Source organism: Lysinibacillus sp. NPDC056232, from assembly GCF_042267565.1.
Taxonomy (GTDB): domain Bacteria; phylum Bacillota; class Bacilli; order Bacillales_A; family Planococcaceae; genus Lysinibacillus.
This window is the reverse complement of sequence record NZ_JBHJTF010000018.1, coordinates 1-25859: the sequence shown is the minus strand read 5'-3', so window position 1 is coordinate 25859 and position 25859 is coordinate 1. Positions and strand designations below refer to the sequence as shown.

Here is a 25859-nt window from a genome sequence, read left to right as displayed (position 1 = left end):
GTATATGTTGTTCGTCAATCGAACTTTTACACTACCATCTTATAATGGAATTTCAATTGTTTCTATTCTCTTTACTGAGTGTCAGTTATGGGAAAGTTCACTTATCGGAACTTCCCTAAAAAAAGATCACTTTTTTCTAAGTGATCTCTAACTAAAGTATATGTTGTTCATTAACGGAACTTTTACACTACCATCTTATAACGGAATTTCAATCGTTTCTATTCTCATTACTGAGTGTCAGTTATGGGAAAGTTCACTTATAGGAGCTTTCCTTAAAAAAAGATCACTTTTTTCTAAGTAATCTCTAACTAAAATATATGTTGTTCATTAACCGAACTTTTACACTACCATCATATAATGGAATTTCAATCGTTTCTATTCATACTACTGGGTGTCAGTTAAGGGAAATGAGAATCTACCATTGTCCAATAAAAAAGACCACTTTTCACAAGTGGTCTCTAACTACAGTTAATAAGAAATTTCATACTATAAGGTATCAATGTGTAAGTTTTATTTCGTGGGCAAATCTAATCATTTTAGCAATTTCTGCATGTTTTTTATAAATATAGCTTGCACTGTAATTTAACTCTTCAGCTATTTCTTCTAATGTCATACCATCTATATATTTCGATTTTAAAATTTTGTGATTCAATCCATCGAATTTACTAATAAGTTCCATAAAATTCTTCTGTTCAGTAAGCTTAATTTGTAATTCTCTTTCAATTCGCTCTATCCGTTCCTCTAGTTTCGCGCCATCAGATTCTGCAGTAAGCTTTACTCCTGCTAAATCGCCACTGACCCAACGTCTTAACTCTTTTTGTGATCGCTCTAAATTAAATTCCAAATATGTAATCTCATCTTCAATTTGCTGATAATCTCTTAACCATTCATACATACTTAGCACCTGCTTTATTTTTATTTTTTATTAATCTTTGAAAATAAGGTAGCATCATTAAAAATATAAAAATACCTTTAAACGGTACTTTATTATAAAATTTTTTATCTTATTGAGAGATAATACATATAGCAATTCTCTCTATTGCCTTTCTTTGTGAACATCTCTTTGTTTATTTCATTCAAAATCCATCTCCTTGTATTTTTATAGATTCTGTTACTTCCTTATACAATGTAAATTAATAGTAATACCTTTAAACGGTATAGTCAAGTGTAAAATTCCTTTAAAAGGTACTTTAAAGTTTACACAACTACTGATTATCGGTATTATTATAGTTAAGGAGGTGCTTTTATATGGATAAATCAGATAAACTCAAAATCGTCTTCTCCATAAACTTAAAACAACAATTGGATAAAAGAGGTTTAAATCAAACAGATATGGCTAGAGATTTAAATTTACCAGAGACAACCGTTTCTAATTGGATGAAAGCTAGCACATACCCTAGACCGGATAAAATTCAATTAATGGCGAACTACTTTAATATTAGGCGTTCTGATTTAACAGAAGAGCAGCCAACAAATTTAATAGAAATACAGCCAAACTTTATGAAAATTCCAATCTTAGGTACCATCGCTTGCGGGGAGCCTATTCTAGCGGAGCAAAATGTCGAAGGATATATGTACGAGTTTTCCGAGTTATTACCCGCAGGAAATATTTTTGCTTTAGTGGCAAAAGGTGATTCGATGGAGCCGACTATACCAAATGGCTCTAAAGTTTTAATAAGAGAGCAAAGTGAAATTGAATACGGTGAGATAGCAGCCGTACTTGTAAACGGAGATACAGAAGCAACTCTTAAGCGTGTTAAAAAACAAGGTGATACCATTTTACTAATGCCAGATAACCCAAAACATGAGCCTTATATAGTAGACCAAAATAATCCTGCAAAGATTATTGGAAAAGCTATCAGTTTTAAAGTTACGCTATAAGTAGCATGTGAAATTTTATTTTAATACAAGGGCAGCTCAAGGGCTGTTCTTTTTTGTAGCATAAAATTTTAGCTAGATTGTAGTTCTATTTTATTCTATATATTAAAATATTTGATAAACAGAAAGATTTCTATCTAAAGAAAGGAGTTTTAATAGTTGGTAAATACCCTTGTAAATATATTAGTCCTTATCACTCTTATCAGTATCGTTATAGCAGTTGTTTTTCTTCTTCTTGCAGTTTTCCATTTCATCAAAATGGATAGAATTAAAGCTCTAAAAATGCTGAAATTTACTACGATTCCCATAATCTTTATGATCTTATGTATGTTAGCCTATTGGGATATTTCACCTGAATATGAAGCAAATAAATCAAATGCAGCTAATACGTCTGAAAAAAAGCCTGTAGCTAAAGTAGAGGCAACAGAAGATGTAACTTGGCAGGATAAAGTAAAAGAAATTGCTTCTCTTAATAGCCCTCCTACTGAAAAGTTCGATACAATTGTAGCCTACGCTAAAAAGTATCCAGCTACAAAGGCTGAAATCAAAGAATTCGAGGATTACATTATTGCCGAGTATAAAAATAAGAAATATTTAGAAGATGTACAAAACGATGAATATATGCTAGGAAATATTTTTAAGGCATATGTAGTGAATAGATATTATGGAGAAGAAGAAACGCCTATCAACGATTTTGTCTTTGGGTTTTATCAAAATTCTAATTATACTTTTAAGGGACTCGAATCGACTAATAGTAATGCAATAAAATATAATGAACGCCAAATGGATAAATCATTGGAAGATATCAGAAATTAAATGTCACTCTCTCGGGTGGCATTTTTTATTGGTATATTTTTCGGAAAATTAATTCAGCGTAGAACTCTTTATATCATTATAATAACTGAGGCTTTCATTTGATTTTTCAATATCGAAAGAAGTAGTATGGAGTTGTAATAAGGGATGCATACCCTATCCAAACAATTATATTAATGTAACAATTTTAAGGGAGGAATTTAGGATGAATTATCAAAATATTACGGTTGCAGGCAGCGGTGTTCTAGGTAGTCAAATTGCTTATCAATCAGCTTTTAAAGGATTTAATGTAACGGTATACGATATTAATGATGAGGCATTAAAAAATGCACAAGATCGTATCACAAAATTAAAACCGTTATACCAACAAGATTTAGGCGCGACTCAAGAAGAAGTGGATGCTGCATATGCACGTTTATCATTTAAAAGTGATTTATCGGAAGCGGTTGCAAATGCTGACCTTGTGATTGAGGCGATTCCTGAAGTTGTAAAAATTAAAACAGAATTTTACACAAATCTTGGCAAACTTGCCCCTGCTAAAACAATCTTTGCTACAAACTCATCGACTTTATTACCAAGCCAATTTGCAGAAGCAACTGGTCGTCCAGAGAAGTTTATAGCGCTTCACTTTGCAAATACGATTTGGAAAAACAACACAGCCGAAATTATGAAACACCCAGGCACTGATATGAACGTATTCGATGAAGTCGTAGAATTCGCACGTGCAATCGGCATGGTTCCACTACCATTATATAAAGAACAACCAGGCTATATTTTGAACTCATTATTAGTTCCATTTTTAGATGCTGCTGAATCACTATTAGTAAAAGAAGTAGCGGACCCAGAAACAATCGATAAAACATGGATGATCGGAACAGGAGCACCACTAGGTCCATTCGCCATTCTTGACATTGTCGGCATTAACACTGCTTTCAACATTGTAGAAGCGAAAGCCGCTGCTACTGGTGAAGAAAACTTTAAAAAATTAGCCAACCTCTTAAAAACAGAGTATATCGATAAAGGCAAACTAGGTCGCGCAACAGGCGAAGGCTTCTATAAATATCCAAACCCAAACTTCGCAAAGCCTGATTTCCTAAAAGGCTAATCAACCAATAAAAACGATGGACATAGTATCTTGCTATGTCCATCGTTTTTTATTTTTTCAAGGTGTCGGAATTTAGGTTGCAATTCGAATTGTACGGGTTGGCCGTGGCAAGTGATCGGGTAGCTTCTTGATTCGCTCAGGTAGGCCGTGAATGTGATCTGCTATTAGCTTGAAGTGATCCGGTAGTAACTCAAACTGATCGGGTTTGCAGATGAAGTGATCGGGTGGCTACTCGATCTGATTGGGTTGGTTTGGATGGAAATTGAAAAACTAATGGCTTGTTACTGTAAAGCGAGAGAAGTTCAATCATTTTATACAAGCTGTTTAACGAATGACAGTCTTTTTCCAAAAGAACGCGATTTACTAATAAATCTTATTAAAAATGCCAGTACTTCTTCTAATTTATTGAGGGAATATTGTCAGATTCATGCTAATGAAATATGATCCTTTTACAAATAAACCCACCAAATAATTTAGGTTATAGACCCTAAATTTTATTTGGTGGATTTTAATTTTTAATGGAATATTCCATTACCAATTTCCTTACATCTTTCATCCAATTAATGTATGATTGTATGAACAGGAGGGGAATTTATGATAGCCTACAAGAGAATTGCTGTACTATATTTTCTTATTATGTTCCTTAGCATTTTTATTGCTACACAGATAAACAGTATAGTAACTGGTATGTTGGTTCTTGCTTTATTGTATGTGTTGTTTATTGGCCTTCCTTATTTATTACAAAAAAAGGTGAAGTTTTTCGAGATATGTTGGGGTTGGTTAACAACAGGTGGAAGAATAGGTCCTAAAAATTAAAGAGATGAATCCATTACTGACAATACGTATCCTGTACTCCCCCGAAAATGTTAGACCTTTCCTAACATTTTGGGGGTATTTTTTTCTTTAAATTGCGAATTTCACTTTATTATCATCGTCCTTTCATCACTTTATTATGTAAAAGGAGATGAAGATAATGAGCGCAGAAATCATTTTAAAACCAGTGAAAATCGTTAAGTTGTTTAAAGCTCTTAACGCATCCGATAACTTAGATAAGATTCGGGCAAGGGAATTATGGGAAGAAACAGATCAAGGTTCAGAATCTGTTGTTGCTGTATTAGATAGCGGCGTTCAGGTTGACCACCCGAGTTTAAAGGATAATATTATTGATGGCTATAATTTCACAGATGATGATGAAGGTAATCCTATCATTTATCAAGACTATCTCGGGCATGGGACACATGTATCTGGCATTATTGCAGCCGTTGATAACGGTAGAGGGATCACAGGTGTAGCACCCAAAAGTAAACTTCTTATATTAAAAGTCATTAATCATAAGGGCAGAGGTAGCTTTGAGGATTTGATTAAGGCAATTATGTATGCCGTTGACTGGACTGGACCTAATGGAGAAAAAGTAAACATCATGAATATGTCGCTAGGTAGTCCTGAACCACATGAAGAATTGTATAGAGCTATAAAATATGCCCGTTCAAAAGGTATCGTATTAGTTAGCCGCTGCCGGTAATGAAGGCGATGGAGAAAGCGATACTATTGAAATATCATACCCTGGATTTTATAAGGAAGTCATACAAGTCGGCTCCATATCTGACACAGAAACGCCCTCAAAATTTTCTAATACAAATGTAAATTTAGATTTTGTTGGACCCGGTGAAAATATTTTATCTACACATTTGAACAGTGATTATGTAGAGTTGACCGGAACCTCTATGGCAGCGCCTTTTGTTGCTGGTGCCGCTGCACTTATTATAAAGATGATAAATCGTACTGAACCACATTTGATTCCTATGTATGTGTATGATTACTTATTGTCGCATGCTCTTCCATTCGAAAACTTATCCATTAATCAGGTCGGAAATGGTTTTATTCAATTGAAATAAGCAACTACTTAAGGAATGTAATCAAGGCCATGACGTTTAAATTCTTTAGCAGATTTTTATTCCAAGCATACTATACATCAATACAAGGATCGATTGGAGGCAATTATGACTAGCAACAATAAAATTGCATCGACCAATATTGTGCTGTCAATTTTACTTGTTCTAGGTATTACCTATAATTATTTTTACAATCAATCACCCATTCAAATGGAACGCTTAGGTCATTTAGGGTTTTGGTTAGCTTTCCCTTTATCAATAATCAATTTAGTCCTGAGTTTGAAGCTACTGAAAAATAAAACGGGCAAGCGCTAGCAGCTATATACGACACAAAACCCCTAGAAAAGATTCTAGGGGTTTACTTGATAATGGTATCTTAAATTGACTTTTTAAAAGCTCCATTAAACGGACACATCAATAGAACCGCTGGATGTACTGATATGACTTTGATTATTTTGACTTGCTGCTTTAAATGAGCGCCAAGCTTCTGTATAAATCGCATTAAATTCACTTTCACGGAGATGTTCTTCTCGTGTACCAATCGCATGCCAACCATTATGGGGCGAATAGGTAGAAGTAATATTCCCCCTCGCATCCTTCACCTCTAAATAGCTCACATTTCCACGCTGCATGAATGGTAATTGCCTTAACATTTGTGCTATCGAGCCTTTACGATCAGGTGATGCTACAGATACAAAACTCTTCTTTAATGTCCTATAAGAAGAATTTTTATGACCACCAAATTTGTCATTTTCAAAATCTTTTTTAGCTTGTCCAATAATTGCTTCCTTATATTTTTCTTCACTCATCGCTGGAGCTGATTTTGTCGGCATCGCATTTATTCCTGAAAAACTTGGCATTGAAATAGGTGTTAATTTACTTTCAACACCTAACAATTTTAATGCATCACTACTTATAGTTGGAAATCGCATTTGTACCTCCTATATTTGAGAGAACAATATAATTAGTTACATTATTATTTACTCATAGTTATAGTAAACAGTTAATTTTGGAGAGGAATATTTCTTCCATGAACTACCTGCTAAAATACTTACATTTGTCCCATTATAATAAATAGACCATGTACCGGCAGCTGGTTGTCCTATAACTCCAGTAGTTATTTCAGTTTTATTAAGCGAACTCCAAGGGGCAGAAGTATAATTGTCCATAGAATCATTTTTGATATGCACTCTATTAGAAACAATTGCTCCGTTACCTCCATATGTGAGACCACTATTGGCATCAACTACCACTTTAGTAACTACAGCATTAGATGGTAATCCAGAAAAATTAAATGTAGCTACACTAGAATCTCCACTTGTTTGTTGAGCAAGAGTTAGACTCATTGTATCCCTAAAAGTAACCGTTTTTGAAGATGATGCAGCAAGTGTTGTAGATGTTGTGAACGAAAACATCATTACTACTACAAGCAGAAAACTAAAGAATTTCGTAAATTTCATTTCAATGATCCTTCTTCGTAAAGATAATTAGGTATTATTACCAAAAATAAACCTAACATTGTTATTGTTAGTATTTATTTACAATAAAACCTCTATTATCATATCGGATAGGCAACCAAAATTTTTAGTTTAAATTATTGAACGCTCGCTATGCTTATGAAATAGATGTTCTACTAATGTTACAAAAACATAATAAGTAGCTATATATTTGTAAAGGTCGTAGGAATCTCCGACCAAGTCAGTTTCATGTACTTTCACCACAAAAGTCCCTAAAATGGAAATAGCAGCATAAAGGAGATTCTAAATTATGAAATCTAACAATATGGCGCATCATTTTCATACATTACAAGAGCAGCGAATACACTACCTACCTTGTATTCAATCACTCTCGCTGGAACAACTCTGGCATCGTGAGAAAGAAGAAAAATGGTCTATCGGTGAACATTTCTATCACCTTTATCTCATCCTAAAAATGCTAAAAACAGCAACAAAATTTTCCTTACTACTCACCCCTTACGCAAGAATGCGAAGAAACAAGCCATTCGCCACTGAAATACATGATATTTACGAAGAATATAAAAACAAAAAAGGGCGAGGCATGAGAGCTCCTGGCATATTAGTGCCACCTTCAAAAATACGTTTTACGCTGAACAGTGACGAAATCGAACAATTACTAGTAAACGAAACGAGCGCAATGCAAGAATTAGTAAAAAATATGGAGGAAGATATTGCCGGGCATATTGTCTTTCCTGATCCCATCGCCCACTATCCTAACCTTATTCAGTCGATCCAGCTACTTGCCATCCACAAAAAGCATCATTTTAGAATGATGGAGGGGCAATATAATAGATTGATTGCGTCCAGCGAAGTTTTAACTTAAGCGTTTTAGAAAATTGGAGATTTTGAAATAAAAAAATTATGTCCAGTTCATTAAAGAAAAGAGGTTAGAACTATGATTATTCTAGGAAATGTTATTGATGAGCAAGGAAGATGTACACACTATTCTAAGAAGCAAGATACTATTTCAATAAAATTCAAATGTTGTGGCGCGTATTATCCTTGCTATAAATGTCATGAGGAAAATTCAAATCATAAAATTCAGCCATGGAAACAAGAGGATTTTGATGAAAAGGCAATATTTTGTGGTGTCTGTAAAAAGGAATTAACGATTCATGAATATATGAATAGCACAAAATGTAAGCATTGTCATACTCTTTTTAATCCAAATTGTAGTAAGCATTTTCATATATACTTTGGGACGGATCATAATTCTACATGTACTTTCTAAAAGCGTTTAACAAAACCTTGAAGAGTTAGTTTCTTAAAGGCTTTTTCTTTTGAGCGTAAAGAAAAGAGAGTTCCACATCCCGGTTAGCCCGTTCAGTAAAAAGGGCCATCGACCGCTTACCCGGGATGTGAAGGGGTAATTGATGTTTCTTACTCGTTTTATGCTACTGTGCTACATGATTTTCTCATATCATCTGGTGTTTAATATTCAAGACATTGCTTAGCAACCTTCAACTTTAGAAAACTCTTCTAGCCACTCCGTCATTCTGCTCTTAGCATAATCCTGCTCAAATTGGTACCAATGATTTTCGATGCCTAGTTCATAAATTTTTTCCTTAAAAAATCGTAAAGGCTTGTTTCCGTTCAGTACGTTGATTAAATGGATGGTAATCGAATCTGGTTGCTTTTTAGCAAAGCGCACCATGGCATCATACATTTCAGACGATGAAACGGTTGGAATTATCACTAAATCCGCAGCCACTTCCTCGTCATCCCAATCAATTTCAGGCTCACCAGTTAAATCCTCTGACGCATCCAAAAGAACTTCACCTGTTCGACGGTTTAACACATACGACATTTCATCACTCAATCCATCTAAAAATGCTTCCGCAAGTTCATCTAGTAGTTTCAATTTCCTCACCTCACAATAGATCTACAACACAAATCACATTTCATATTACAAAAAATACCCGCAACCATCAATCGTGGCTACGGGCTGTTTCCTATTTCATTGAACATTATTGTGAAAGTGCCATGATTTAGAGGGTTAGAATGCTTAAGTTCAGTTTAAAGAAACTACATAAAAAAAGAACCGAAAAGATTCGATTCGACTTTTATTCATACATTCCTATACTGAGCTCCCTACAAAACGATTCGATCGTGTCACGCTCTTCTTTCGGCAATGCTTCGTACTCAATCAGATATTGTGCTGAAAGATCTTCTAGCTCCTGATAACTGACGTCTCTTGTCAGGACGATTCCATTAATCTCATGAGCCAATTGGTTTGCTGCCACAATATCCGTAAACGCAAAGGCCTGTTCTTCATCATCTGTGAATGGTTGAAGGTCTATTTCGCCCTGGTAATAGCGATCATTTACTTGCACTACGTGATATCTAATTGAATCCATTATACACCTCCCCAATTCATGATTTTCATTAGGTCCTTTTACAAAAAATCCATCCTCCGTTAAGCTGTATAGGCGTTACCACCAATTAACGTGTTAAAACACTAAGATTTCTAAAGTAGCATTCTTAAAAACTTTTCAAAATTCACGCCTGCTTCGCGCGGAATTTGCTCTTTCGACGTAGCTTCAATCGAAGCGGCTAAAAAGGTTTCAGCAAGCTTCATCGATTCAACTAAATCCTGCCCGCGCATCATGCCACCCATAATGACGGATGCAAACAAATCACCTGTGCCTGAATAACTCTCGCCGTTGTATTCTCGAATGCTAGAAAATGAACGATCTGCATCGACATACATATTGCCTACATAGCGCTTGTCCGCATCTGCTGGTGGCGGATTCAAACCGGTAATAATGACGTTCGCTCCGGTTGTCTGCTGTAGCTGATGGCCCGCTTCCTCTAACGCTTGAAGATAATCTGAATCGGCTTGATAACTTTGTAGCTTCTCGTATGACAAACCCGTAAGCAAGCAGCATTCTGTAATATTAGGCGTAATAATGTCTGCACACTTCACTAGCGCTTTCATACGATCAAGCAACTCGCCTGTATACAATTTATACACCTCGCCCAAATCACCCATTACCGGATCGACAAGCAACGTTGTTTTACTTGAGTGAAACACGTTTAAAAATCGAAAAATGTTATCAATTTGCTCTTTCCCTGTCACAAAGCCTGTGTGTATGCCATCAAAGGTCGCACCAAGCTTGCTCCACTCATCCACAAAGTAATCCATCTTTGACGTTAAATCCTCGCAATAAAAACTCGGATACCCCGTTTGCGCCGTTAAAATCGCAGTTGGTAGTGGCACCGCCTGAACACCCATCACTGACAGCACAGGCATCGCAGCCGTTAACGAGCACTTCCCAAAGGATGACATATCTTGAATTACAGCAACTTTTTTCATCATACTCTCCACCTAACCCAGCTTGTACTCTCTTCATCGTATCATAATTAGAAAGATGCGAAAATGTGCATATTTATAAAAAACCAAACTGACCTTTAATATTTTTATCAAATTGGCACTTTTACGATAGTCAGTCCTTTGCTAAAGTTAAAATTATCGAAAAATTCATCATAGTGAGGACATGCATATGCAAACTATACAAGGTCAATCGTATACAAAATCACGCACGAAAACATTCGATTTGGTGATTACATCCATTTTAGCAGCACTTGTTTTCGTCGCCACAATGTTTATTAATATTAGGCTACCATTTGGGCAAGGCGGCCTTATTCACTTAGGGACATCCATGCTTTTAATCACGTCGATTTTATTCGGTCCTAAAAAAGGAGCTCTTGCCGGAGCAATCGGAATGGGCTTATTCGATATCGTAGGGGGTTGGTTAATTTGGGCGCCAACTACAATACTCTCCCGCGCATTACAAGGCGCCATCGTTGGGAAAATCGCTTGGTCTAAAGGACATAGAGGCGACGACATCCGATTAAACATATTAGCAGCCGTTGTTGCTATGCCCGTAATGATGGGGGTTTACTATATCGGGCAAGCAATTATGTTCAAAAGCTGGGTTGCCCCGATGGCATCCATTCCAGGAGACTTAATCCAAAACGTTGTCGGGTTAATCATCGCCATTCCAGTATGTGTCGTGATGAAAAAAACACCGTACTTCAAAAAGAATTTTTAACTTCTTTCAGCAAATGCTCTTTGTAGCGAAAGTGAAACGTCAGTTACAGAAGACTCCTACCTCTATAGGTGGTAAGATGAATGCGGGTATAAGTTATCTTTTCAGCGGGTGTCCAAACACCTGTGCCTGCCGCTACGCTCTCGGTACAAAAGACATTTGCTGAAATAGAGGAATTCAGTCTAAGAACGCCACGTCCTGTGGCATTACCGAAATGACCGATATCGTGTCGGCCCTCGTGCAGGCCTAAGCACAAACGATTCCGGACGCAATTATGCCAAGGCATAATTGATTACTACAACATAAACACACCATCTATTTGTGATTATTTAGCAGCCTATTTATACAAAAATAAGAAGATCCCTATATGGGCTTCTGCAATTGGCATGGCACTTTTAATTCCGGTAATAGTCGGTAGTTTTGTGTATTTAGGGGTTAGTTATGCTAAAGCCTTTGAACCAGATAACACACGAGAAGGAATTGCATTTGCAGGAGGATTTATAGTGGTAATCCTTGCATTAAATGCAATCATTATGTTCGTTATAGGCGTTATTTTAAATATTTATACGTTCGTTAAAAATAAATGAAAGATTTAAAGAAATCATGTGTATAAAGCACATGATTTTTTTCTTTCGCATAACTGCTTATACATAAAAGTGCATTGGTACCCCACTTTCACGAAAGTCATTCGAAATGACGTTTCAACCTTTTCTTATCGATCATCACTTTTTCCAAATGAATATTTTTTCAATAATGTATGCTCTTTTTCATACTATAAGGTGGAGGTGAAAAAATGCCAAGAGTAAAATATATAAATTCTGACGTTGACTTAGTGGCAAGGATGATGAGAGCAGAAGCTGTAGGTGAAGGAAACCAAGGAATGCTATATGTTGGCAATGTCATTGTGAATCGTGTGATAGCAGAGTGTCCAGACTTTAAAGATTTAAGAACCATTAATGATGTCATTTATCAGGTACAAGGAGGAAATTATTCTTTTGAAGCGGTTCAAAAAGGGAATATGTTTTACCAAAGAGCGCGATCTTCCGAAAAAAGATTAGCTAAACTGACTTTGGATTATTGGAGAGAACATCCAGCGAAGTTCGCACTGTGGTATTTCAATCCATACGCACCATGTCCTCCAACATGGTACGGTCAGCCTTTTACTGGTCAATTTAAAAATCATTGCTTCTATGAACCAGCACCTGATACATGTGAAAGTGTGTATCAAGGATAGGTAGCCATTTTGCATTTTTGGTAATACCCTTAACAGAAATATCTATTTTTCATCTAAAAAAAGAAATCCCATGGAAAAGTCTACACCCTTTCCGTGGGATTTTATGTGGTTGGCGAAATGGTTTAAATCACTAGATAATTTTTATTACCTTTAAAATTTGTATTGAAAGTATATTAACTTGCTAAAGTCAGGAAAATGAGTGGAATAATCATACACTATTCTTTTAAATAAATCCATTTGTACAGTTTTCATAAACTCTTTCACGTCTCAAATACTAGGGAATTTACTTTCTACAAAGTCCATCCTAACAGTATTTTTCTGATTTTTATCAATTTTTGTTTAATTTATAACAAAAGTTGATTTTGTAATATTTATAGCTACTGATATGCTTAATATACTCGGGAAAAGTAAAGTAGGAGGAAATATCATGCTAAAAACAAGACCGGGTGTTTATGGCAATGAAGATATGACTAAATACAATGTGAAGAAATATAATGGAGCAGGAATATACACTAGTTCCACGACAAAATATATAAGCAATGCATCAAGTACGTATGTTAAGAGTAGAAATAAATAGAGAGTAGTATGCCGTATGAAAAACAAAAAAACATTTTGGATTATTGGTACAACAATACTTATAATTGCCTTACTTATAACTGTTGATAAGGTTTACGAGAGCAAACACAATCTTGTGGAGATGCTGAAAATTCAAGATACAGTCTATGTAGTAACCAATGAACCAGTTGGAAAATCGCAAGCAGTAAGGAAATTGGGGGAGATTAAGCAAAAAATAGATAGAAATCAAGTTCCGAATACTAATTTTGAGTCTAATTCTTTAAATGAGGGTACTCCTATATATGAAAGAAAAAATGGAGATGCGTTTCCAAAATCTGTAGTGTATAAACGAGAGGGTAAATTTTATATTGCTACTGAAGTAATAAACCGTAATAATTAGGAAATTGATTGAGCAACAACCTCTTTTTTAGAGATAAATTGTAAAAATGGCTGACTTTTTTTGAAGGTTAGCCTCTGAAATACTTGTACCACATTTGTGCCGAAGTGATGTAAGCATTTTTTGATTTAAAACCATGGTTAAAGTAAGTTACGAAATATATCTTTTTTCACCTTAAAAAAAGAAAATCCCACGGAAAAGTCTTCAACCTTTCCGGGGGATTTTGTGTGATTGGATATTTACTAATTCACTATTCTTCAAATAAATCCATGGGCATGGTTTTCATAAATTCTCTCACTTCTCGAATACCAGGGAGTTCGCTTTCTACAAGTTCCACCCCTACAATTTTTGCTAGTGGTTGAAGTATTGGTCTTAACTCTTTAGAGACAAATATTTTACTTGGTCTTACCTCTAAGCTTTGTAAAAATGCCCATAAAACGCCTTGTGCAATTGGTGGCGTTTTAGGTATAGGGAACATTTCATGTCCAATAACTAAATTGCTCCCTCGTTCAACAAGCATACCAACAATCGGATAAACAGTGCGGTTCGTTTCTTCTATTTCTACGCCATAAGGCATGTAAAATACATCATATTCTAGCTGTAACGCGCTTTTAGGCTTTTTCTTATATTGTGCTTTTTCAAACATAGAAATTTCCTCGTAGCACTCATACGTTGGCTTTGCCATATTTATTTGCAACATATAGATTTCTTGTAACTCACCATCCATTTGCACTTTAAACGCTGGATATTGATGTGCAGCTACCTGTGGATATTCCCAGCCATCCTTACGAGCTTCTATAATATTAATCATCGTATTGACAACATCAATTAAAAGCTCTACCTCTAGATAGCTTGGTCTTTCAGGATGCGTCCCCTCCTGATAGCTACGGAATTGAATCCAGTTCTTCTTCCCTCTATACGACAGCCCACAATCTTTAATGAGCAGATAATCTGATGTATCTAACTCTTCTCTATCAACAAAATTCACAGTTAAAGCATTTAAACCATAGGAAAAATCGCTCGATTCATTTTTCTCATAAAGAATCTTTGCTAAGCTATTATAGCCAAGCTCCATGTCAAAAATCATTAACCCAAACTCTTCACCACCTGCTCCCATAACAGAAACAAGTACTTTGTAATCTGCATCTTCAATGTCAATGACAACGACTTCATCATCCCTTAAGTATTGCCATGGCTTTAATTTTTTTAGGTCATTCGCAAGCTCCAATAAAGTAAGATAATCTGGCTCTAGGCTTTCAAGTTCATCCTCCCGTATCCATTCATTAATTTCCTCCAAATTGATCTTGTCCAATTTACCCGTGTGAATATTGCCTGCTCCAGCAATACATTTAGGAGTTTCAGAGTTCATCGGTAATTCCACATAGCTATCTAATCGAATAGTAAATGAATCCATAGTATCATTAACGTGTGCAACAGCTCCATCACCAGATTTTACAAGCCATTCAGCGACCAACTCATCTTCTGTATCTAAATCCGTATCATTTTCAGGTAAAAAACAAATCTTTTCTTTAGATACTCGTCCATCTTTTTTAACAATTTCAAAATCAAAATAGTCCGAAGCATCCAAATCAAAACTTAGTAATATAATTTCATCTAGCAAGGAAAAACTACTGTTCATCGGTACCAATAACTTTCGATATATTTCCGGTTTTTTCTTACTTTCGATATGTAACTGTATCATTGTTTATCCTCCTTCTTCTATTTGTTAAAGCGATGCTTATGAAGCTACGGCTAATCTACTTTCACACAGAAAAGTAATAATCACTTGCTTCATCTCTTCAATCAATTATGCCTCGGCATAATTGCGTCCGGAGTCGGCTTTGTGCTTAGGCCTGCACGAGGGGCGACACGATGTCGGTCATTTCGGTAATGCCACAGGACGTGGCGTTTTTACCGATGCAGGTCAGTTTGCCGTTATCGCATGGATGCGATGAATTTAGGCTAACATCCTTTGTGAACTCCTTTCCGATTCCGTGACATCCGCCGGAGGCTTTGGGCCAACATGATGTTGGTCACTCAGTCGTTGCCACAGGACGTGGCGTTCTTAGACTGAGTTCCTCTATTTCAGTAGGTGTTTGGATACCCGTTGAAAAGTAACTTAAACCCGCATTCATCTCACCACCTATAGAGGTGGGAGACTTCTGCCGAAAGAAGTTAAACACTTCTACTTTGTATCTATTCTCAAAATGAACCACTTTCTATTCACTTTACTAACAACCTGTCCGTTCTGCAATACTTCAAAATTCATTCCCCAATTATCATTCACTTCTATACTTGCCATGTTAATTGTGCGAAACACTCTAAGTGTTGTCTAGTAACAGCTCCCTATTGGAATTACAAATTCATTTTTTAGAAAGCAAAAGATAGTTTTCTGACTTTTATCAATTTTTGTTCATTTTCCAACAAAAGTTGATTTTGAAATTTTCAGAGCTAATGGTATGGTACTACTTAAGAGAGGGATTTTTAAATTTCACTTTAAATTTAACATTGATTAGTGCATTTATTTATAAAATCTTTCCAAATCTATAGGTTGATTATTTTAATTATCATAAGACTTCATAGTATTTTCTTGTTTTACTCCTTAAAAGGATTATCGAATAATTTCAAAAAAATTGGGAGGTAGAGATGAAGAAATCACATAAAACTATTGCTGCTATTCTATTTAGTATTATTGCTTTTACTTTAATTACGTATTTAGGAACTATTGCTATTGTGTTATTTAATGTAGAATCTTTTAATTTTCAACCTACGATTTTTGGTCAAGATATTGTTTATGTTCATGTACAAGATAATGTATTTAAAGCGAACGTACCATGGACAGGTGTAATTATATTTGGTCTTTTAGGTGGTTGTATTCAACTTCTTATTAATAAATTTAGTAAGTCAGGTAAACAGGCGTATAGATGAATCTAAATATAATTTTCATTCATAAAGAATCCGGTTAAAGGTAAGGTAGCACAAAGAAACTGAAAACTCTAGCTGTCCCTTTTGCTTTTAGATTAATTAGTTGTAAAGGAGGTAATAGCGATGAGTATGAATTACCTTGATATTTCTTTTACAATAGGTTTTTTCGCTTTTTACACAATTATCATCGTTTTGATTGTGAAATTCTTTAATAATAAGAAGTCTAAGTTTAATAATTAGTTAAGTTGCAGCAAGTTTCGGTAATAGGCAAAGAAAGAACGTGAGAACTCACTCAAATGTTCTTTCTTTTTTCGCTATTGGCCTCGCAAAAGAAAAGTTAGGGGGGATTTATATTGTCCTTGACTACAAATAAGAAAAAGTTAAGTGAATCCGGAGTTCTAGGTCCATTGAGTAATGCATTTTTATGTAGCATTAGTATATGGAATGTTATTCGTTTCTTTAATGCTCGTAACAGGCAAAGAGCTTACAATTAATGTTCTAGCTATACCAGCTTTAATTTTATTTTTGGTTGTTAGAGTTACTGAATATTTTGTGACGAGAGGCGGAAAAAAAGGATACTCCTCAACGGATGATTGTAGGGGCATTTGTTATCGCTTCTCTTACTGCGATAGGTATGGCGGTTATTTTAAATTAAAGGTGTGCTCTATTACTAGGAAGCTGTATTAAAAAGTGCTTTATTTACAGGGACATATAGTAAAGTAATCTAAAGGAAAAAGGAGAATAAAGGTGACGCCTAAAATATTAAGAAACTATGTTTGCTACTTACGTTTCCGAGGTGTGGACATGTGAAGAGAAACTATATTGCTATTATTAGTTTGGTGATTGCATTTATTTTAGGGATTCCGTTTAAATGGATTCAGTATAAAGGATCAGAAGATGTATCTATTCTTCAAATAACAGATTTAGGGATTGATAATTTATTTTTTGATTTTATTTTATTAGGCTTAAATACTTTAATAATTTATTTAGTAAAAATGCGGGTTAAATGATGCGTGAAAGGTTGTGATATGGATGTCAAAGTGATATTGGTTTGGCGATTACTCATTATCTTAGTATTAGTGATATTACTTATGAGTAAGGTTATTTCGCTATCACCCTTCATAGCTATTATTTAGGCACATACCCAACGCTTTATTTGCGAGTAATTTGGTATGTCATGTTTTTCCGCTAATAATTTATAACCTAAAGGACCTTTCATATATTCATTAACCACATTTATTTTGAATTCTTCACTGTATTTCACCATAAAAAACACCCCTAAGGTTAGATTTTTGACTCTAACTTTAGGGGTGCAGGACCATATGGCCATACCTATTGAGCTTTTTAATTCGTCTCATAATTCTCAGGTTTTATTACTAAACAATATTCAAAAGAGAATTTAAATTAACGCTTTACCGAATGCTTCTACAACATCTTCCCCATCTAAGTTTGAGATTGGTTTATCCATTGCAACACTTATCAAGTTCAGTAACGATTTTGCTCTTTTGATAAAATATTCTTCGAAATTATCATTTTTCAAATCTTCAATACTAATTAAATGTGTTTCAAGATAATTATTTAGATTTTTTTCAGTTACTCGATTATCAATTATAATTTTTTGAGAATATTTACTTGGTGCAGAACCACCAATTCCTCGATTTGTTTTAGCAAATAATGGGGTTTTATTCACAACGGAATTCCATTTTCGTTTTTCTAACTTGTTATCCTCACAATATTTACGAGGGAATATATGATGTATATCTGTACTTTCATCTAAAAATGTAGTAAAGTCCATTGAGCTACCTGTAATGAAGTCTAAACAACCCTTTTTTAGTATTAGTGCATTTACTCCTTTATACGCAGCACTTAACCGAGATTGTAAAGAAAGTAATCTGGTAGGTTGGAAGTATGCTCGTTGTACAGTATCTGGTTCTTTTCCTCCATCAATCCATTCCATCATTCCAGAAACATCCGTAGCAAATCTAGTTTCATTTGCTCCTCCATACATCTCACCAAATACACCACACCAATACCAACTAGATATTTTTTGTTTCACTGTGCTATCCTGTGCTTTGCTTTTAAGTACCGTGAACATAACCGATAATGGGATTAATTGAGTACTGTATGGTAAATCACGTGCAGTAAAAATCCGTTGTTCCTTCAAAAAGTTAGCCGCTTGAATAAAGCCTTCCATTAAATCCTCTGAATACTTTTGATATTTCTCTAAGGTTAGTTTTAAAACATCACGTTTTTTACAACTTATTGCTTCCCCACCATTTTTACGAACATAATAGCGATCTAAAAGCGTTATCGCAGTTAAAAAATCTGATGAAGATACTACTTTTAGTAGTGCTTGATCTTGATTTGCATACGATAAAGCAGACAAATCGATCATTTTTTTCATTCGTTCTTCCCAATCTTTTCGAAGTTCAAAATTATCTGCAGCAAAAGTAGCTGTTACCAATTCAAAAACAGTTAACGAGACTCCGCCAGTATTTACATTTTCAAAAACTTGGCAAACGGCATCTTTAGGTGTATTTTTTCCTAAAGTAATAACTGGCACTTTATACGTTTGAATTGGTACTAGTACTTCTTTGTTAAATTCTATATAATCTTGAAAGATTAAAGGGTCGTAATTATAGAATTTTTGATACTCACTCATCCACATCATGCATTCCACAGAATCATAGACAATGTTTAATGGAAACATTTTATTAGCAAATTCTTTCTCTCGCGTACTAACATCTAGCTCTATATCTCGCCCAAAATTTGTTCGGATAATTTTATCTTCTGGAACAGAAATTACTGCATCTACACGGTCCGTTGTACTATTCAAGCTTTTTTCAATATCTAAATAATAATAGCGTTGGATTTCTTTATTTTTTTCAGTACGCGTTTGTACCGGTTTTCTCGAATATAAAGAGTTAAAAATTGACGTCATCCTTTGCTGTCCATCCAAGACTAAAATTTCTGGACTATCTGCTGCATTAGCACCTGTAAACGGGCGATATTTAAAACGAATTTCACCATTTTCACTAAACTCCAAAAACATCAATGCTCCAACAGGGTATGCATTTGAAATACTTGCGATTAATGCTTTTATACGATGATCATCCCAAACCCATCCACGCTGGAAATCTGGTAGTTGAATTTGTCCATTCTCTATATTTTTTAAAATATCTACAATTGCTGTATCATTTGACTTAAATGTGCTACTCATTTTAATCTCCTTTTTTCATCTTATTATATCTTTCTTAAAAATAACTTGATTTCCCAATTGAATTGATTGAGTTTTGTAACCAGCGTCAACCCAAGAGTGCGCTTGTGTATGAGAACCAATATTATTACTCCACCAAGCAGAATATTTATATGCTGAGTCGGGAAGTTTAAAACCTAAAATCATTTCGATATTTCCAAAAGAAAGTGTAATACACTCTGAACCATTTGATTTTAAAAATTGTTGTAGTTGCAAATACTTTTCCCCACGCATTATATCCCTCCTCCGGTATTAAATCACACAAACTCTAAATGTGGACGCTTCCCTTACATAAAAGGTAAATGTTTCACGTAATTATTTCCTATATTTATGGCTGACTTCAAGACCAATAAAACACTCAGGATGTGTTCTTTCTTCCAATAAGCTGTTTAATCTCCAATTCTACTTCTTATCAAAACGCCCTAAAAATGGCATTAAATTATATTTTTTCCTTATACCTATATTATACATAATATTAAGTCCCACATCTTATACAATTATCGTAAAATAAAAATATAGATTTTTTATATTAATACAAAGGAATGACTCACTTGCAAATACCTACTTATGAACAATTTATGTATCCCTTTTTAGACTATCTAAAAGATGAAAATGAGCATACATTAAAAGAATTGTATGAATTTTTACCTCACTATTTCAATTTATCAGAAGAACAAGTAGAAGAACTTCTCCCTAGTGGAAATCAAACAGTTGTCGTTAATCGAATAGGTTGGGCACGTACTTATCTTAAAAATGCCGGTCTAATAAGTAGTCCAAAACGTGCTGTATTTAAAATTACATCCGAAGGCTTAAAACTTCTTAAAGATTCGTCTGATAAAGAAATCAATCAGAAAGTATTAGAACGTTATCCTCAATTTTTAGCATTTAAAAATCGTACAAAACCTTCCACAGATTCTGATATACAAACAGTTATTTCTGAGGATTCCAGGACCCCCTTAGAAATTATGAATGAAAACGATCAAATCTTAAAGCAATCATTGCAAACCGAACTATTAGAAAAAATTATGGAATGCTCTCCTCAATTCTTTGAGCAATTAATTGTAAAATTAATCGTAGCAATGGGTTACGGAGGATCGATTTCTGATGCTGGGAAGCGGTAGGAAAATCTGGTGATGGTGGAATCGATGGCATTGTGAAAGAAGACATCTTGGGGTTAGATAAAATCTACTTACAGGGAAAACGTTGGACAAATCCAGTTTCAAGACCTGATATCCAAGCATTTGTAGGAAGCTTAGTAGGCTTTAAAGCTAACAAAGGGATTTATATCACTACATCTCGTTTTACAAAAGAAGCAATTACATATTCCGAGAGTATCGATAAATCATTAATATTAATTGATGGAATGAAACTTACTGAGCTCATGTTTTTATACAATGTAGGTGTATCGAATGTACAGATCTTTACAATAAAGCGTATGGATTTAGACTTTTTTGAGGAAGGTTTATAACCCGGAGGCAAAATGCAGCAAGCTTATTTGAAGTTTGCTGCATTTTTTAAGATATATCGAGTCTTTCTTATGTAGAGAAAAATCCTATTCTTTATCGTCAAGTATAGGAGAATTTATTTTGAAGTTTAATAATTCATTTATTGTTTTCTACTCGTGTGCCATATACATCAATTGTTGATGGAATATATGCATACTTACGTGTCAACAAATCATTTACTGAGTTATAACTACTAAAGTCATTATCTATTTCCATTTTCATCTCACTTTTCTTGCCTACACCATATACACGTACTAGCCACATTTCATCCTTATACTGAATAATTTTTTCCAATTCAGGATAAGAAATTGAGTAGACTGCACTTGTATTTGTTGATGTTGTACCCTTAACTTTAATTTTTATTGGTTTTGGAGGAGACTGTGGCTGTAAATAATCAAATGCTGTAATATCGTATCCTAATCCATCACCTTGCGTTTGCTCTACATGCTCTACCTGTTCTCCGTATTTTTCACCGAATACTTCTATTACTTTCTTTTTCACATATTCAAATACTTTTTGCTCTGCAGTATCACCAATTTTTTTACGTTTTTTCAAGTCTTTTTGTAGCTTTTTTCTAACTCTAGACTCTCCCTGCTCGTAACTAGAAGTCGCAAACATTTCCTCGTTAATTTCACCATCTTCTATTAGTTCTGCTTCAGGGCTATCTTCGTTAAAAAAGTTGTCAAACAAGCTAGCCCAAGCTTTAGGACAGGGAAATAAGTAAGCCTGATTCCCTCGTCCATTTTCTTGAAAGGCTGAATATTTTTGCGGACGATCAGATTCCATATCTCCCCAAACATCTCTAATCATAATTGGACGTTCTAAAATTGTGTAATCTACATCCACCTTATATCCTTCATCTGACCATAGATTTTTCTCCTGTAGCTCATGCGGTTGTTCTGCAATATAACAATCTGACGTTGCTATACCTACCGCTCGAATTGCTTGATCATAACAGCTGTAAATTTTATTTCCAGCCTTAATTGTAGCCATTCGTTCGTACGCATGATTACTATTTCCATTTTTGTTTTTTTGAGGGGACCACATATATCCTCCGATGATTTCTTCTTCGTGTGTAGCATTTTGCATTACAATAAAATTACTCATATGTTCACCCTTAGTTTCAGGAAACGTTCCATTTCAATTTTAATATTTTTTGAATTTTGTATTTTTACTATAATTTATGATTATTACATTGTCAAAAAGTTCATTAATAGATGAATAATCTTAAACGTTTATAGTTTGGCTCTATTTATGATTACGGGCAGTGTGTTTTTAATTACGAGAGATTAAAGACACTAAATTTCACGAAGATTTAAAGCTTCTCTCATTTTGCCGTGGTAGCCTTAAAGTAAAGTAAACTTTTTTGAGAAAATGTACTTTGATGTCGTTTTGAAATTCAGTTTGATTAAAAATAAGTTGCAAATATAGATGTTTTATTATAACATTTTATTATTGTACAAAAAATAATATGTTTTTCTTCTTATCAAGAGAGATGGAGGGACTGGCCCTATGAAATCTCGGCAGCGGAACTTTGTGAGTAAGTTACTGTGCCAAATCCAGCAAGCAATGGCTTGATAGATAAGAGGAGTGTTTTATAGATATAAGACCTCTTCTTGTTATTTCAAGAAGAGGTCTTTTTTAGGAAGAGAATGGACAAAGACGTATCCATTTTTAATTTTTGGAGGTAGAACAATGAAGAAAGAGAATCCATGGGCGTTAATCCCATTTGTTGTTTTTTTGGTTTTATTTATTGGTTCAGGGGTTATTACAGGTGATTTTTACGCCTTCCCTGTCATTGTAGCCATTGCCATTTCGGGCGCTGTGGCTCTGGCGATGAATCGAAAAGAATCGTTTTCGCAAAAGGTTGATATTTTTTGTAAAGGCGCAGGAAATTTAAATGTCATGCTGATGGTTGTTATTTTTCTATTGGCTGGAGCCTTTTCAGAGGTAGCAAAAGGCATGGGGGCAGTGGACTCCACTGTTAACTTTGCTCTGTCAGTCATTCCGCCAAACTTACTTGTCGTAGGCTTGTTCATCATTGCCTGCTTTATCTCCCTATCAATGGGTACTTCGGTAGGAACAATTGTTGCACTGGCACCAATTGGAGTTGGGATCAGCGAGCATACCGACTTTTCCATGGCTTTAGTAATGGCAGCGATTGTTGGCGGTTCGATGTTTGGCGATAATTTATCCTTTATTTCAGATACAACCATCACTGCCGTTCGTTCACAAGGTGCACAAATGAAGGATAAATTTAAGGTGAATTTTTGGATTGTGTTGCCGGCAGCTATTGTAACGAGCATTATTTTAGGGGTTATCACAATGGGTGAAACGGCGACACAAGTAGAGCATTTAAGCTATAGCTGGGTAAAAATTGTTCCCTATGTTTTGGTTATTATTTTTGCGCTAGTAGGAATGAATGTTTTCCTTGTCCTTGCATTTGGGATTGTTCTCGCCGGGGCTGTTGGCTTAGCGGATGGTAGCTATCAGTTAATGGACCTTTTTCAAAAGATTGGCGAAGGAATGTCAGGCATGTATGAAATGGCATTTCTCGCGATCTTAATAGCTGGAATGGTGGAGATTATTAAGCTTAACGGGGGAATTGACTTCCTACTTCACCTTGCCACACGAAGAATTAAATCAAAAAAGGGTGCTGAATTCGGGATTGCCGGCCTTGTGAGTCTTACTAATTTCTCTACTGCCAATAATACAATTGCTATTTTAATTGCTGGTCCACTTGCAAAAAATATTGCTGATCAGTATGGGATTGAGCCGAGAAAGTCCGCAAGTATATTAGATATTTTCTCCTGTACGATCCAAGGTCTTCTGCCATATGGGGCCCAATTCCTGGCAGCCGCAAGTGTAGCTGGAATATCGCCAGTGAGCATGCTGCAATACTCTTTTTACCCGATTTTGATAGGAATTTGTGGGATTATCGCTATCCTTAGTGGATACCCGAAACCAAAGAAAGTCTGAACTTCATTACTTTAAAGTGACGGGTGTAGCTTTTAAAAATATTGATTTTACATTGAAATAATCCAATTGTTTTGAAAGAAAGATTAATCAAAACGATTGGATTTTTTATTTGAGGTTATTCTTCTTTGTAATAAATTTCGATAAAAATCTTAAAAAGGTTGATTAAATTCACCTGTACCTTTAATCTCCACAGTTTCCTAACTTTTATCAATTAGTCTTTAACAAATAGGGCCAGGAGTTCAACTCCCGTTCACTATTCCAAATCTCAAAAATTATTAATATAACTGCGTTTCACATCCAATCTATGTATAGAGACAGCGGGAGTCGAACCGGCGTCTCCTAAAAGCGCTGTTTTATCAGTATTTATAAGGGCTTTTAGCTATTCTTGAAAATCTCTGACCTAGTTTTGACCAAGGTTTTGAAAAACACCTTACGGAGGCAAGTTTTTATAAATTGTTATATACATTTTCAATTTATCGCGACATATTGTTTATTAAATTAATCTTTTGCACTGTTACATAGCTAATAAAAACTTGAAAATAGAGTTTTAATCTTCAGAATAAATGCGTAATACTTTATAAATTATCAATAACTGCTTTATATTCACTTTTAAGTAAAGTATTTTTATATTTATGATATTTTTTTATATACTCTTTGAAAACCATTTGTTCAATTGGGTTTTTTATTTCTTCTAATATACTTAAATATAGAGCTTGTTGAATAGAATTACTTAATATCTTTATATCAGACTTTAAAAGGTTATTTCTCGCTACATTTGGCATAATTGATTTATTGTATATATTTAACTTAAATTTTAGTTTATTTCTCCAAAAGAATATCCCATTATTAAAAATTAGTTTGGCTTCTTCAACAAAAACATTTCGCACATATAATTTTGCTGATTTTACGTCACCATTGGATTTGATTTCAACATATTTATTCATACCTTCAATACCAAAAAAATCCAATTCAAAATCATGGTAAAACGTCCCAGATGAGTTATCATGATAGAAATCCTCCAAATCTTCTAAATCACTAAAGTTCAAACCTTCAATAATTGTTTCACCTTCTAATAAACCATTAGGAAATTTTTTATATTCAATAGTTGGTGAAATGGCTATTACAATATCTTCATCATGGTAGTTCTCTCTATAATATTCCTCGATATCATCAATGTACTCTTCAGCTTCAATAATCTCATTTAAATCACTCGAATCATTAATCTCCAAAAAACTAATTAATTTCATATAATTATTTCCTATAAATTTATTTAAAGAGATATTTTTTTCTATTACAGAGTCTACATTTAGTCCATCAAAACAATATTGAATTTTTACTTTTTCCACCTCATCCAAGTACTCAATAAAATTAGGGGATAACTGCTTTGTCCCATATAAGGTAACATCTACATCTTCTAAATATTTCGATAAATCTATCTCTAACTTTTTTTCATCTTCATAAGATTTCACTTGAAATCTATTTTCATTAACAATATCAACAATTATTTGAATATCTTTAATTAAAAAGTTATCCCTTATATATTCTTCAATTTCTGAAACACTTTCAAAAACATTGAAAAATTGTTCATAATCTAATATGATTTCTGTTCCTTTAAAAACTAAATCATTTTGTTCTTTAATTGAAACATATTCATTATCTTTAAAAATATCAACTTCAATGAGTTTATTTTCTCTATAATCTCTTGTTCTAACTTTTATAGAATCACTTAACATAAAACTTGCCAAGAAACC

The 25859-nt window shown here is 34.4% G+C and carries 31 protein-coding genes and 1 riboswitch; of the genes, 19 read left to right on the top strand and 12 right to left on the bottom strand.

Annotated features, from left to right (window positions below):
• Positions 1-496 precede the first annotated feature (496 nt).
• Entirely contained in the window at positions 497-895 is a 399-nt protein-coding gene (locus ACFCYJ_RS14410; protein ID WP_376074622.1) for a hypothetical protein, read from the bottom strand.
• 353 nt (positions 896-1248) lie between these two features.
• On the opposite strand from ACFCYJ_RS14410, the gene ACFCYJ_RS14405 reads away from it, so the two are divergent.
• From ACFCYJ_RS14405 to ACFCYJ_RS14375, 7 genes are all read left to right on the top strand, one after another.
• Complete coding sequence (locus tag ACFCYJ_RS14405) at positions 1249-1881, top strand: LexA family protein (protein WP_376074621.1); 633 nt, start codon at positions 1249-1251, stop codon at positions 1879-1881.
• A gap of 156 nt (positions 1882-2037) precedes the next feature.
• The gene (locus ACFCYJ_RS14400; RefSeq protein ID WP_376074620.1) at positions 2038-2694 is read left to right on the top strand and encodes a hypothetical protein; all 657 of its coding nucleotides are present in this window, start codon (positions 2038-2040) and stop codon (positions 2692-2694) included.
• A 202-nt stretch (positions 2695-2896) separates the two neighbouring features.
• On the top strand, positions 2897-3796 hold the full coding sequence (locus tag ACFCYJ_RS14395) for a 3-hydroxyacyl-CoA dehydrogenase (RefSeq protein ID WP_376074618.1): 900 nt from the start codon (positions 2897-2899) through the stop codon (positions 3794-3796).
• 594 nt (positions 3797-4390) lie between these two features.
• Positions 4391-4612 (top strand): hypothetical protein, encoded by a 222-nt coding sequence (locus tag ACFCYJ_RS14390; RefSeq protein WP_376074617.1) that lies wholly within the window; start codon positions 4391-4393, stop codon positions 4610-4612.
• 157 nt (positions 4613-4769) lie between these two features.
• Positions 4770-5318: a S8 family serine peptidase gene (locus tag ACFCYJ_RS14385; RefSeq protein ID WP_376074616.1), complete on the top strand. Its 549-nt coding sequence runs from the start codon at positions 4770-4772 to the stop codon at positions 5316-5318.
• A gap of 25 nt (positions 5319-5343) precedes the next feature.
• On the top strand, positions 5344-5691 hold the full coding sequence (locus ACFCYJ_RS14380; protein ID WP_376074686.1) for a S8 family serine peptidase: 348 nt from the start codon (positions 5344-5346) through the stop codon (positions 5689-5691).
• 105 nt (positions 5692-5796) lie between these two features.
• Complete coding sequence (locus ACFCYJ_RS14375) at positions 5797-6003, top strand: hypothetical protein (RefSeq protein ID WP_376074615.1); 207 nt, start codon at positions 5797-5799, stop codon at positions 6001-6003.
• 86 nt (positions 6004-6089) lie between these two features.
• Here ACFCYJ_RS14375 and ACFCYJ_RS14370 read toward each other — a convergent pair whose 3' ends face one another.
• On the bottom strand, positions 6090-6620 hold the full coding sequence (locus ACFCYJ_RS14370; protein ID WP_376074614.1) for a hypothetical protein: 531 nt from the start codon (positions 6618-6620) through the stop codon (positions 6090-6092).
• Between the two features lie 48 nt (positions 6621-6668).
• Positions 6669-7148 carry a hypothetical protein gene (locus tag ACFCYJ_RS14365; RefSeq protein ID WP_376074613.1) on the bottom strand — a complete coding sequence of 160 codons (480 nt, stop codon included), beginning with the start codon at positions 7146-7148 and terminating at the stop codon, positions 6669-6671.
• Positions 7149-7455: 307 nt separating this feature from the next.
• On the opposite strand from ACFCYJ_RS14365, the gene ACFCYJ_RS14360 reads away from it, so the two are divergent.
• Entirely contained in the window at positions 7456-8028 is a 573-nt protein-coding gene (locus ACFCYJ_RS14360) for a DinB family protein (RefSeq protein WP_376074612.1), read from the top strand.
• Positions 8029-8100: 72 nt separating this feature from the next.
• Positions 8101-8436, top strand: a complete 336-nt coding sequence (locus ACFCYJ_RS14355) for a CHY zinc finger protein (RefSeq protein WP_376074611.1) — start codon at positions 8101-8103, stop codon at positions 8434-8436.
• 219 nt (positions 8437-8655) lie between these two features.
• Here ACFCYJ_RS14355 and ACFCYJ_RS14350 read toward each other — a convergent pair whose 3' ends face one another.
• From ACFCYJ_RS14350 to ACFCYJ_RS14340, 3 genes are all read right to left on the bottom strand, one after another.
• Positions 8656-9066 carry a UPF0158 family protein gene (locus ACFCYJ_RS14350; RefSeq protein ID WP_376074610.1) on the bottom strand — a complete coding sequence of 137 codons (411 nt, stop codon included), beginning with the start codon at positions 9064-9066 and terminating at the stop codon, positions 8656-8658.
• 202 nt (positions 9067-9268) lie between these two features.
• Positions 9269-9562 (bottom strand): hypothetical protein, encoded by a 294-nt coding sequence (locus ACFCYJ_RS14345; protein ID WP_376074609.1) that lies wholly within the window; start codon positions 9560-9562, stop codon positions 9269-9271.
• A 110-nt stretch (positions 9563-9672) separates the two neighbouring features.
• Entirely contained in the window at positions 9673-10524 is an 852-nt protein-coding gene (locus ACFCYJ_RS14340) for a pyridoxamine kinase (protein WP_376074685.1), read from the bottom strand.
• Positions 10525-10708: 184 nt separating this feature from the next.
• Between ACFCYJ_RS14340 and ACFCYJ_RS14335 the strand changes: the two genes are divergently transcribed.
• The 5 genes from ACFCYJ_RS14335 to ACFCYJ_RS14315 all read left to right on the top strand — a co-directional run bounded on the left by ACFCYJ_RS14335 (position 10709) and on the right by ACFCYJ_RS14315 (position 13446).
• Positions 10709-11260: an ECF transporter S component gene (locus tag ACFCYJ_RS14335; protein ID WP_376074608.1), complete on the top strand. Its 552-nt coding sequence runs from the start codon at positions 10709-10711 to the stop codon at positions 11258-11260.
• 383 nt (positions 11261-11643) lie between these two features.
• Entirely contained in the window at positions 11644-11844 is a 201-nt protein-coding gene (locus tag ACFCYJ_RS14330) for a hypothetical protein (protein WP_376074607.1), read from the top strand.
• 206 nt (positions 11845-12050) lie between these two features.
• A complete protein-coding gene (locus ACFCYJ_RS14325; protein WP_376074606.1) occupies positions 12051-12491 on the top strand; it encodes a cell wall hydrolase in 441 nt (146 codons plus the stop codon).
• A 427-nt stretch (positions 12492-12918) separates the two neighbouring features.
• Positions 12919-13068: a hypothetical protein gene (locus ACFCYJ_RS14320; RefSeq protein ID WP_376074605.1), complete on the top strand. Its 150-nt coding sequence runs from the start codon at positions 12919-12921 to the stop codon at positions 13066-13068.
• A 15-nt stretch (positions 13069-13083) separates the two neighbouring features.
• Entirely contained in the window at positions 13084-13446 is a 363-nt protein-coding gene (locus ACFCYJ_RS14315) for a hypothetical protein (protein WP_376074604.1), read from the top strand.
• Between the two features lie 247 nt (positions 13447-13693).
• Here ACFCYJ_RS14315 and ACFCYJ_RS14310 read toward each other — a convergent pair whose 3' ends face one another.
• Positions 13694-15145, bottom strand: coding sequence for a DUF7309 domain-containing protein (locus ACFCYJ_RS14310; protein ID WP_376074603.1), 1452 nt, complete (start codon positions 15143-15145; stop codon positions 13694-13696).
• Positions 15146-16089: 944 nt separating this feature from the next.
• Here ACFCYJ_RS14310 and ACFCYJ_RS14305 point away from each other — a divergent pair.
• Together ACFCYJ_RS14305 and ACFCYJ_RS14300 are read left to right on the top strand one after the other, a co-directional pair.
• The gene (locus tag ACFCYJ_RS14305; RefSeq protein ID WP_376074602.1) at positions 16090-16371 is read left to right on the top strand and encodes a hypothetical protein; all 282 of its coding nucleotides are present in this window, start codon (positions 16090-16092) and stop codon (positions 16369-16371) included.
• An 803-nt stretch (positions 16372-17174) separates the two neighbouring features.
• Positions 17175-17378: a hypothetical protein gene (locus ACFCYJ_RS14300; RefSeq protein WP_376074601.1), complete on the top strand. Its 204-nt coding sequence runs from the start codon at positions 17175-17177 to the stop codon at positions 17376-17378.
• A gap of 122 nt (positions 17379-17500) precedes the next feature.
• On the opposite strand, the gene ACFCYJ_RS14295 is transcribed toward ACFCYJ_RS14300, so the two are convergent.
• From ACFCYJ_RS14295 to ACFCYJ_RS14285, 3 genes are all read right to left on the bottom strand, one after another.
• Entirely contained in the window at positions 17501-17635 is a 135-nt protein-coding gene (locus ACFCYJ_RS14295) for a helix-turn-helix domain-containing protein (RefSeq protein ID WP_376074600.1), read from the bottom strand.
• 132 nt (positions 17636-17767) lie between these two features.
• Complete coding sequence (locus tag ACFCYJ_RS14290; protein ID WP_376074599.1) at positions 17768-19588, bottom strand: GmrSD restriction endonuclease domain-containing protein; 1821 nt, start codon at positions 19586-19588, stop codon at positions 17768-17770.
• 15 nt (positions 19589-19603) lie between these two features.
• A complete protein-coding gene (locus tag ACFCYJ_RS14285) occupies positions 19604-19858 on the bottom strand; it encodes a DUF7662 domain-containing protein (protein WP_376074598.1) in 255 nt (84 codons plus the stop codon).
• A 317-nt stretch (positions 19859-20175) separates the two neighbouring features.
• On the opposite strand from ACFCYJ_RS14285, the gene ACFCYJ_RS14280 reads away from it, so the two are divergent.
• Together ACFCYJ_RS14280 and ACFCYJ_RS14275 are read left to right on the top strand one after the other, a co-directional pair.
• Positions 20176-20745 (top strand): winged helix-turn-helix domain-containing protein, encoded by a 570-nt coding sequence (locus ACFCYJ_RS14280; RefSeq protein WP_376074597.1) that lies wholly within the window; start codon positions 20176-20178, stop codon positions 20743-20745.
• A 32-nt stretch (positions 20746-20777) separates the two neighbouring features.
• Positions 20778-21092, top strand: coding sequence for a restriction endonuclease (locus ACFCYJ_RS14275; protein ID WP_376074596.1), 315 nt, complete (start codon positions 20778-20780; stop codon positions 21090-21092).
• A 133-nt stretch (positions 21093-21225) separates the two neighbouring features.
• On the opposite strand, the gene ACFCYJ_RS14270 is transcribed toward ACFCYJ_RS14275, so the two are convergent.
• Positions 21226-22236, bottom strand: a complete 1011-nt coding sequence (locus ACFCYJ_RS14270; RefSeq protein WP_376074595.1) for a protein NO VEIN domain-containing protein — start codon at positions 22234-22236, stop codon at positions 21226-21228.
• 373 nt (positions 22237-22609) lie between these two features.
• Positions 22610-22717, top strand: a riboswitch (SAM riboswitch).
• Positions 22718-22824: 107 nt separating this feature from the next.
• Here ACFCYJ_RS14270 and ACFCYJ_RS14265 point away from each other — a divergent pair.
• Positions 22825-24108 (top strand): Na+/H+ antiporter NhaC family protein, encoded by a 1284-nt coding sequence (locus ACFCYJ_RS14265; RefSeq protein ID WP_376074594.1) that lies wholly within the window; start codon positions 22825-22827, stop codon positions 24106-24108.
• A gap of 575 nt (positions 24109-24683) precedes the next feature.
• Here ACFCYJ_RS14265 and ACFCYJ_RS14260 read toward each other — a convergent pair.
• The coding region (locus ACFCYJ_RS14260) for a hypothetical protein (RefSeq protein WP_376074593.1) at positions 24684-25859 on the bottom strand (1176 nt) is incomplete at its 5' end.